Below are 229 nucleotides of genomic sequence, written 5' to 3' on the forward strand. Positions count from 1 at the left end.
CATCTCTACGCTGCTTCTCGCCAGCGTGGCTGCGCCTCCGTGCATTGCCAGAGAGCCAGCGCAAGAGGTGTTCCTGTCTGCCGGGGATCAGGCGATTACAACCTCGGGAGAAACCCCGGCGCGTGAAGCCAGAACATATCTGCTGAGAATGCCGTCCGATCTGCCGATTAATTTTTCGGTCGATGCCGACAATTCAGCCTGCAGCTTGGAAATCAGCAAGGCCAGCCAG

1 pseudogene is annotated in these 229 nt (G+C 58.1%); it reads left to right on the plus strand.

Annotation, left to right across the window (positions count from 1 at the left end):
- Window position 1: 1 nt before the first annotated feature.
- Window positions 2-229, plus strand: a pseudogene (locus AF337_RS46190) (hypothetical protein); the annotation flags it as partial.

The sequence above is a fragment of the Rhizobium ecuadorense genome, assembly GCF_001187535.1.
Lineage (GTDB): Bacteria > Pseudomonadota > Alphaproteobacteria > Rhizobiales > Rhizobiaceae > Rhizobium > Rhizobium ecuadorense.